This is a genomic window from Cyanobacteriota bacterium, assembly GCA_025054735.1.
Lineage (GTDB): Bacteria > Cyanobacteriota > Cyanobacteriia > SKYG9 > SKYG9 > SKYG9.
On the sequence record JANWZG010000150.1, the window covers coordinates 1 to 8,598 of the forward strand.

General features: G+C 50.0%; 9 protein-coding genes. 6 read left to right on the forward strand and 3 right to left on the reverse strand.

The window, feature by feature from the left end; all coding sequences use genetic code 11:
• The 6 genes from NZ772_08905 to NZ772_08930 form a co-directional block, all read left to right on the forward strand.
• Nucleotides 1-457 (forward strand): hypothetical protein (locus NZ772_08905; protein ID MCS6813671.1); only part of this gene is annotated, 457 nt, incomplete at its 5' end.
• A 71-nt stretch (nucleotides 458-528) separates the two neighbouring features.
• A complete protein-coding gene (gene tyrS, locus NZ772_08910) occupies nucleotides 529-1,734 on the forward strand; it encodes a tyrosine--tRNA ligase (GenBank protein MCS6813672.1) in 1,206 nt (401 codons plus the stop codon).
• Nucleotides 1,735-1,854: 120 nt separating this feature from the next.
• The gene (locus NZ772_08915; GenBank protein MCS6813673.1) at nucleotides 1,855-2,283 is read left to right on the forward strand and encodes a photosystem I reaction center subunit II; all 429 of its coding nucleotides are present in this window, start codon (nucleotides 1,855-1,857) and stop codon (nucleotides 2,281-2,283) included.
• A complete protein-coding gene (gene trpE, locus NZ772_08920) occupies nucleotides 2,280-3,854 on the forward strand; it encodes an anthranilate synthase component I (protein ID MCS6813674.1) in 1,575 nt (524 codons plus the stop codon). Before NZ772_08915 ends, trpE begins: the two co-directional genes overlap by 4 nt.
• Before the next feature lie 86 nt (nucleotides 3,855-3,940).
• Complete coding sequence (locus NZ772_08925; GenBank protein ID MCS6813675.1) at nucleotides 3,941-4,588, forward strand: Crp/Fnr family transcriptional regulator; 648 nt, start codon at nucleotides 3,941-3,943, stop codon at nucleotides 4,586-4,588.
• A 221-nt stretch (nucleotides 4,589-4,809) separates the two neighbouring features.
• A complete protein-coding gene (locus NZ772_08930; GenBank protein MCS6813676.1) occupies nucleotides 4,810-5,514 on the forward strand; it encodes a PspA/IM30 family protein in 705 nt (234 codons plus the stop codon).
• 25 nt (nucleotides 5,515-5,539) lie between these two features.
• Here NZ772_08930 and NZ772_08935 read toward each other — a convergent pair whose 3' ends face one another.
• The 3 genes from NZ772_08935 to NZ772_08945 form a co-directional block, all read right to left on the reverse strand.
• On the reverse strand, nucleotides 5,540-6,118 hold the full coding sequence (locus tag NZ772_08935) for a 5-formyltetrahydrofolate cyclo-ligase (GenBank protein MCS6813677.1): 579 nt from the start codon (nucleotides 6,116-6,118) through the stop codon (nucleotides 5,540-5,542).
• An 18-nt stretch (nucleotides 6,119-6,136) separates the two neighbouring features.
• Nucleotides 6,137-7,213 carry a WD40 repeat domain-containing protein gene (locus NZ772_08940; GenBank protein MCS6813678.1) on the reverse strand — a complete coding sequence of 359 codons (1,077 nt, stop codon included), beginning with the start codon at nucleotides 7,211-7,213 and terminating at the stop codon, nucleotides 6,137-6,139.
• A 262-nt stretch (nucleotides 7,214-7,475) separates the two neighbouring features.
• A partial coding sequence (locus tag NZ772_08945) for a sugar transferase (protein MCS6813679.1) occupies nucleotides 7,476-8,598 on the reverse strand: 1,123 nt, incomplete at its 5' end.

Genomic DNA, 8,598 nt, shown 5'->3' on the forward strand with positions numbered 1-8,598 from the left:
CGTGCCCTACTATGTGGTGTTTGACCCCCTACGCCAAATTCAAACCGAGGGGGATATGAACGGGGCGCTGTTGCGGGTATGGATGATCGCCGCTGGGCGCTACACAGAAATAACGCCCCCAGAAGGGATCAACACTGTAGGCCAATCAGTTTGGCTAGAGACTATTGGCATCGGCTTGACCCTCTGGGAAGGTACCTATGAGGAAACGATTCCCCGGTTGTGGTTGCGGTGGTGCAATGCTGATGGCCAGGTGATTGCAACCGGAGCCGAAGGCCAGGAAATCCAGCGCCAGCGAGCTGAAGCAGAATACCAGCGAGCTGAGGCAGAACGCCAGCGGGCTGAGGCAGAACATCAGCGGGCTGAGGCAGAACATCAGCGGGCTGAAGCAGAACGCCAGCGGGCTGATCGCCTTGCTGCTCAGTTACGCGCTTTAGGCATTAACCCAGATGATGCCTGAGTACTGCACATGACCAAGGAACATCCCGCCGCATATTAAGATAACTGTCTAGTGCATTTAGTGTAGTTGTCATGCAAGATGTGTCCTGGCTCGATCGAGGCGTTAGTGAAATTTTTCCCCACCATCCGACTTCCCAAAACCCAGATGAGAATCTAGTACAACGGATCCAGCAGGCAAAGCGTCCGTTGCGGATTAAGTTTGGTATTGACCCGACAGGCAGTGAAATTCATCTTGGCCATAGCACTATCTTTCGCAAACTCCGAGCCTTTCAGGATGCAGGGCACAAAGCTGTGCTCATCATTGGCGACTTTACAGCTCAGATTGGTGATCCTACTGGCAAGTCAGAGGTGCGCAAGCAGCTAACCAGGGAAGAAGTGCAGAAAAATGCTGAGACCTATCTAGAGCAAGTGCGTCCGATCTTAGACTTTGACACTCCTGATCGCCTAGAAGTTCGCTACAACTCCGAATGGTTATCTAAGTTAGATCTTAGCGACATCCTAGATCTGTTAGCTACCATGACAGTTGGCCAGATGTTGGCCAAGGAAGGGTTTGCTGAGCGTTACCACCAGGGCAATCCAGTATACTTGCACGAGTTTCTCTATCCACTGATGCAGGGCTATGACTCTGTAGCTGTAGAAGCTGATGTCGAATTAGGCGGCACTGACCAAAAGTTCAACCTAACTGTTGGGCGAGACTTGCAACGACACTTCGGACAACCAGCCCAGTTTGGCTTACTGATGCCGATTTTGCCAGGGACAGATGGTGTGCAAAAAATGTCTAAGTCCTTAGGCAATTACGTAGGGTTACGCGAGGATGCCCTAAGCATGTATTCTAAACTAGAGAAGATCCCTGACAGTGCTATTCATCAGTACTTTGAATTATTGACTGATCGCCCGCTAGATAGCTTGCCCCAAAATCCCCGTGATCGGCAAAAGCTCCTTGCCTTAGATATTGTTACTCAATACCACGGCGAAGCGGCTGCTCTAGAGGCTCAAGCTGCTGCAATTGCCCTTGTTCAAGGTGGTGGCACAGCAACTGATGCCGTCCCAGAATTTTCCCTGGCTGGCTTACAGTTCCCGGCCAAGCTGTTCTACATCCTCAGCGCCAGCAAGCTCTGTGGTGGCAGCTCCGATGCCCGCCGTCAGATTCAAGGTGGAGCCGTGCGCTTAGACGGTGAAAAGATTACGAATGCAGACACTAGCTTTGACAGTCCTGACCTGCTGCATGGCAAGGTATTGCAAGTGGGCAAAACAAAGTTTGTGCGCTTGGTGAGCTAGCTTTTGCCGCATCCAGTCATTTGCTTCAGCTAAAGAACTGTAACAGTTCCTCACAGAGTGACTAGATTGTTTACAGGTCGGTGGTAGGATGCTTTGAAAACGTTCAGAGTAGTTTTTCATATGACAGATACCCTGACTGGAAAAACCCCTATATTTGGCGGCAGCACTGGCGGCTTATTGACTAAGGCCGAAGTGGAAGAAAAGTACGCGATTACGTGGACCAGCACTAAAGAGCAGGTATTTGAAATGCCTACTGGCGGTGCAGCAGTGATGAACGAAGGTGAAAATTTACTTTACCTAGCTCGCAAGGAACAGTGTCTCGCGTTGGGTACCCAACTACGAACCAAGTTCAAGCCCAAAATCGAAGACTATAAGATTTACCGAGTATTTCCCAATGAAATTCAGTATCTTCACCCTGCTGATGGTGTGTTCCCTGAAAAGGTGAATGCCGGTCGGGAGTTCCACGGCAAGCGCGATCGTAACATCGGTAGCAACCCAGAACCAGTTACTCTCAAATTCAGCGGTAACGCTCCTTACGACATTGAATGATCTTTCCTGATTTTCACCAATTTACAGAATTGGCAAACCAGGGCAACTTAATCCCCGTTTATCAAGAATGGGTTGCCGACTTGGACACCCCAGTTTCTGCATGGTACAAAGTTTGTGCCGGCCAGCCCTACAGCTTTTTACTGGAGTCAGTAGAAGGTGGTGAAACGATCGGTCGCTATAGCCTGCTAGGTTGCGATCCGTTGTGGGTGCTAGAGACTAGGGATGCACAGACTACTCAATATCATCGGGATGGTACTGTGCAGCAGTTCAACGGTAACCCATTCGATATTTTGGCAAGCTGTCTAGCCCCCTATCACCCGGTTAAAGACATAAACTTGCCCTTAGGAAGTGGTGGTCTGTTTGGGTTTTGGGGCTATGAGCTGATTCACTGGATTGAACCCCGTGTGCCTATCTATCCCCTACAGGAGGATGATCTGCCTGATGGGTTGTGGATGCAGGTCGATAGCATGTTGGTGTTTGACCAAGTGAAACGCAAAATTTGGGCGATCGCCCACGCTGACCTGTCTACTACCCCTGACCTGCGCCAAGCCTATGACCAAGCCTGCGATCGGGTCACTATGCTGGTGCAAAAACTCCAATCCCCTGTCGCTCAATCAGCAACAGCGCTACTGTGGAACAACATTACTCAACAGGCAACCCAAGAACAATCAGTAACTACCCTAGCCAGCAAGCCCGATCAACTGCCTGACTCGGTTATTAGCAACACTACCCGTGATCAGTTTTGTGCCAATGTTGAGGTAGCGAAGGACTATATCCGGGCTGGTGATATTTTTCAAGTTGTTATCTCTCAACGGCTGACAACAACCTACAGCGGTGATCCTTTTGCTCTGTATCGCTCTCTGCGGTTGATTAATCCCTCTCCCTACATGGCCTACTTTCACTTTAATGGCTGGCAAATCATCGGTTCTAGTCCAGAAGTGATGGTGAAGGCAGAACGGTTAGCAACCAATGCGCCGCTCCAAGCTACAGTACGACCGATCGCAGGCACCCGCCCTCGTGGTAAGACTCCGGCTGAAGACGAAGCCCTGGCGGCTGACTTGCTAGCAGATCCCAAGGAAGTTGCTGAACATGTCATGCTTGTAGATTTAGGACGCAATGACCTAGGTCGGGTTTGTGTCAGTGGCACTGTGCGTGTGAATGAGCTGATGGTGATTGAACGCTACTCTCACGTGATGCACATTGTCAGCAATGTGGTGGGTGATTTGGCCCCAGACAAAACTGCTTGGGATCTGTTTAAGGCTTGCTTTCCAGCCGGAACAGTGAGTGGTGCGCCTAAAATTCGGGCTATGGAAATCATCCATGAGCTAGAACCCGATCGTCGTGGCCCATACTCTGGGGTGTATGGCTATTATGATTTTGAAGGCCAACTGAATACAGCGATCTCCATCCGAACCATGATTGTTCGGAACTTAGGTAACGGGCAACATCGTGTTAGTGTTCAAGCTGGTGCAGGCTTAGTAGCCGACTCAGACCCAGACAAGGAATATCAAGAGACACTCAACAAGGCGCGGGGATCCCTAGAGGCAATTCGCTACTTAACGAGGGCTTAACCTGATTTCAACCCCTGCTTTACCTGTTCTTTAGATTACAGAGTAACACTAGATGTAACCACAGCAGTTTCAAGGCAGGTTACTCTATGCTGAATACTCTTACAAATGGTGAAGTAGCATCTTTACTGGATCTGCGCCAACTGTTGGAAGAACTCTATAAGGAACGAACCCTTTATCCTTACACTACTGGTCAGGTAATCCCTCTCAATTCGGATGATGTTTTAGTGGTATGCCGAGGTGTTGTGCAGCTTACGACTCTATATCCTACGGGAGATGAGGCTCTGCTGGGCTTAGTTACGCCTTCGATGCCCTTTGGATTACCATTCACTACAATTCGCCCCTACCAAGCAATGGCAATGACAGATGTGGATGTTATGCGGTTGAGCATGACAGAAATTGAACAGTCTCCTACCTTGACTCGTGGCATTTTTCAGCACCTTAGCCGCCGTCTGCGCCAGACAGAAGCACTTCTCACGATGGTGGGTCATCGCCGTGTTCGCGATCGGCTGTGTGAATTGTTAACCCTGTTAGGTCGCGAGGTAGGGCATCCGGTCGATGAAGGAACACGCATCAATATTCGACTGACCCATCAACACCTAGCTAATGCCATTGGCACAACGCGGGTAACAGTTACTCGCCTGTTAGGGCAACTGCGTGAAGAAAACTGGCTCACAATTGATCGCAATCATTATATTATTCTGCCTCACGCTACCGCTGTGTTGAACAGTCTCTAGGATTCCTGACAAATCTGCGTTAACAGTCGGACACCCTTAGCGCTGGCACGATAGGATAGATTGAGGTATCGGTTTTTCATAGATTAGGTCTAGACTAAGGATAAGGTGATTTGTTGTAGAGAAACAGCCTCCTACAACTTGAACTTGTCATCCTGAGTATAGGGTAAGGCATTGAGGAATTAGTAGACGTGTAAGCAGCTAGTGTTGACACGCAGAGGGGTATGGGATTGTTAAACCGAATTTGGCAGGTTATTCGGGCAAATGTTAGCCATCTCGTTAGCCAGGCTGAGGATCCAGAGAAGATTCTGGAACAAGCTGTTTTGGAGATGCAAGAGGACTTGATCCAACTTCGACAGGCTGTTGCCCAGGCAATCGCTACCCAAAAACGCACAGAGCGTCAACAGGCACAGGCGCAATCTCAAGCTGATGAGTGGTATCGGCGTGCTCAACTAGCGCTGCAAAAGGATGACGAGTTGCTAGCGAGAGAGGCCCTCAATCGCCGTCAAACTTACTTGGAAACTGCTAAAACCCTACAAACACAACTTCAACAGCAAGTTACGATTGTCGAGCAGTTGAAGCGCAACATGCTTGTATTGGAAAGTAAGCTCACAGAGGCCAAAACCAAGAAGGATATGTACATTGCCCGTGCTCGATCAGCTAAAGCATCCCAAAACTTGCATGAAATGATGGGGCGCATGGGGTCTGGTGGAGCAGCCGCTGCCTTTGAACGCATGGAAGAAAAGGTCTTGCAACTAGAAGCGCAGGCATCAGCTGTAGCAGATTTGTCAGCAGATAGCCTAGATCAGCGGTTTGCCGCACTAGAATCAGGTGGTAGTGTAGAGGAAGAACTAGCAGCCCTTAAGGCTCAACTGGCTTCGGAGCCTCCACCAGCGGAGTTGCCACCAGACGCAACCGGTAATGGGTAGGCATGGTCTCATGTAGGTTGAGGAACTATGGGCAGCATTCATGGCAGCCACTATCTGTACAAACGGCTGTGAGAGGGCGATCCCAAGGATCAACGGGTAATTGAGGCAAGTATGCAAAGGCGAAGGTGATGCCGATCGCTGGTTTAGCTGCCCAAGCTGGGTTACTGAGGAGGCGATCATAGAATCCCCCGCCATAACCTAATCGATACCCCCGAAAATCGCAGGCAATGGCTGGTATTAGCAGTAAATCAACCTCTACCACAGATAATTGCGGGGCGGTTTCGAGCGGTTCTAAAATACCGTAGGCACCTGTATGTAGCGGATCGCCTGGCTGCCACTGATGCCACTGTAAAGCTCTGCCTACACAGCGTGGAAAGCCCCAGCGTTTTGCTGTGTGGATGTTAGTTTGAGAAGTAGCCATCACCAGTGGACTTAAATCTGGTTCTTGGCGACTGCTGAAATAGGCCAGAATGGTGCCAGCCTGTCGGACGAGGGGTATGGTTTGCAGGTGAGCACAGATACAATCGCTGCGATCGCGCCACTCGGCTATCGATAGCGTCTGCCGTTGTTGCAAGAGAGTTCGCCGCAGAGCAGCTTTATCCATAGCTATCAAGATAACCTCTCAAATCGGCTCAAGAGCGGGATTACGTCTCGGCAGCCCTCGTAGCGGCGGAGCAGCTAACGTTCGCAATTCTTTGCCAGTCTGCACATCCCACAACTTGATTACCTCACCCCAGCCGCCACTAGCTAAGTATTTACCGTCAGGGCTGATGGCGATCGACTGTATCACAGTTGTCTGGCGAGGAAAGGTACGAACAATCTGACCAGTCCTCATATCCCAGGTTTTGATGGTGTTGTCTTGGCTAGCACTGACCAATGTACTGCCATCAGGGGTAAGGGTGATCGAACTGACTGCGAAGGCATGGCCACTCAAGGTTCGTTGTAGGGTTCCAGTTTTCAAGTTCCAGACTTTGATTAAGCGATCGCCGCCACCACTCACCAGGAAAGAGTCATCAGGACTAATAGCAATAGTGTTGCAACCTAACTCATGCCCTGCCAAGACAATTTCTAAGGTGTGCGTGAGAAAATTCCACACCCGAATCTCATCCCAACTAGCACTAATCAATCGTGTGCCATCGTGGGTGATGGCCAAGGCTGTAATAGGGTCACGATGTCCATTAAGAGTGCTAACTAACACTGGGGAATTGCCCGTGAGTTGCCAAATTTTGAGGGAACGATCGCCCCCGCCACTGACGAGAAATTGTCCATCGGGGCTAACTGCCAGTGCTTCGACCCAATTAGTGTGACCCCGTAGAATAGCCCGCTCCCGTCCAGTGTCCATATCCCATAGTTTGATGATTTGGTCATGCCCGCTGCTAATCAGGGTATGGCCATCAGGACTAATGGCAAGACTCAAAATTGGTAGGCGATGCCCAGAGAGGGCTTGGAGTTCTCGTCCAGAGTCTAGGTGCCAACGCTTGATCTGATTATTGTGACTAACGCCTGCGATCATTGTTCCATCAGGACTAATGATGACAGATGCATGACTGTTTAAGAGCCGAGCAACTTGATCAGAGGGCGGTAAGTCAGAGGGTGGTAACTCTCGATTGGCGGATATAGGAAGGAACGATCGGTGACGGGGAGCAACGTGAACTGCTAAACCAGCCTCAGAAGTCACCACTGAGATCACGGTCAGCATACTCGTCAGCAGCGGCAACCACCCCAGAGAGCCATGAACAAACTGACAACTTGGTACCATAATCTCGCTTTCTCTACCCAAAATCTACTGCAATCACGATGTGCTATGGCCACATGCAGGTTAGTTAGGGGGTTGTATTGAGAAACTGACTAAAGCTGCCGATCAAATCAGGTAACCAACTAGCCTACCGCAGTAAGGGGGGTGGATTAGCCTTGCAGTGATCTAGAGCCTAGTTGACTCCCCAATTGCGATGCACTATTGCTTAGTAAGCACCCTCGCCAAAAATGATAATGCGCAGTGTTTCTACCAAAATATCCAAGTCTAGGTTTAGTGACCAGTTGTCAATGTAGTACAAATCTAAGCGCACTACATCGTTAAAGTCTTCAATATCTGATCGTCCTGAGATTTGCCACAGACCTGTAATCCCTGGAAGCACTTGATGACGCACATGATGCCATGGTGAAAAATGTGCTACATCCCGCAAGGGCAGTGGTCGAGGCCCGACGAGACTCATTTGCCCTAGCAGCACATTAAACAGTTGGGGTAACTCGTCTAAGCTAGTGCGACGCAGGAAGCGGCCAACCGATGTCACCCTGGGGTCATGCTTAAGCTTAAACATGATTTGATGGCTACAGTTAACTCGCTGTTCTAAGGATGCTTGCAGGCGATCGGCATCCGCCACCATAGTGCGAAATTTCCACATCAGAAATGTTTTGCCGTGCAGCCCTACCCGCTCTTGGCGATAGAAAATAGCACCCGGAGACGATAACCGAATGGCGATCGCAATCCCCACAAACACTGGTGACAAGACAGTAATGCCAATGAGCGCTCCCACAATATCCATACAGCGTTTGAGGCGATAGTCCCAACCGTTGAGCAGCAAAAATGATGGAGCTACTCGTAGGGTGGGTAGGCCGGCCACAATTTCTGGGATCCCGCGTCGATGCAGCATGTCTAAGCTAGAGGGTAATAACCGCAACAAAATGCCATGCCGTTTGAGTTGCCAATACAGGGCTGAGGCTAGGTCACTTTGGGGAAGGTTTTCTGCTAGCACCTCTCGTGCTCCTGATGCCAAGATCAGTCGTAGGGTTGATTCGGTATTTGCCATGGAAGAAAGGGCAGCACCAACAATGTGGTATCGCTGGCGAACAGTCTTGGCTAAAGCACTGAGACGGTGCGCTGGTGCAATCAGAAAAACAGGACTATTAACTGCCGCGTGGTGGCTGTGGTCTAGTTGGCGCAGCGCTAGTGTAGTCAACAGCCGTCCTCCAATCACCAGTACAATACTGCTAGCCCAAGCGGTAAAGAACAGCGATCGAGGTGGGTCTAACTTGGGGTCATAAAAGTAGTTCACTACCAAGGACAGTGCATAGACCAAGCTTACT

Excerpts from the sequence above, each read along its gene's own strand:
- NZ772_08915 (MCS6813673.1), top strand. The coding sequence starts at position 1,855 with ATGACAGATACCCTGACTGGAAAAACCCCTATATTTGGCGGCAGCACT.
- NZ772_08930 (MCS6813676.1), top strand. The coding sequence starts at position 4,810 with ATGGGATTGTTAAACCGAATTTGGCAGGTTATTCGGGCAAATGTTAGC.
- NZ772_08940 (MCS6813678.1), bottom strand. The coding sequence starts at position 7,213 with ATGCTGACCGTGATCTCAGTGGTGACTTCTGAGGCTGGTTTAGCAGTT.
- NZ772_08925 (MCS6813675.1), top strand. The coding sequence starts at position 3,941 with ATGCTGAATACTCTTACAAATGGTGAAGTAGCATCTTTACTGGATCTG.
- tyrS (MCS6813672.1), top strand. The coding sequence starts at position 529 with ATGCAAGATGTGTCCTGGCTCGATCGAGGCGTTAGTGAAATTTTTCCC.
- NZ772_08935 (MCS6813677.1), bottom strand. The coding sequence starts at position 6,118 with ATGGATAAAGCTGCTCTGCGGCGAACTCTCTTGCAACAACGGCAGACG.
- trpE (MCS6813674.1), top strand. The coding sequence starts at position 2,280 with ATGATCTTTCCTGATTTTCACCAATTTACAGAATTGGCAAACCAGGGC.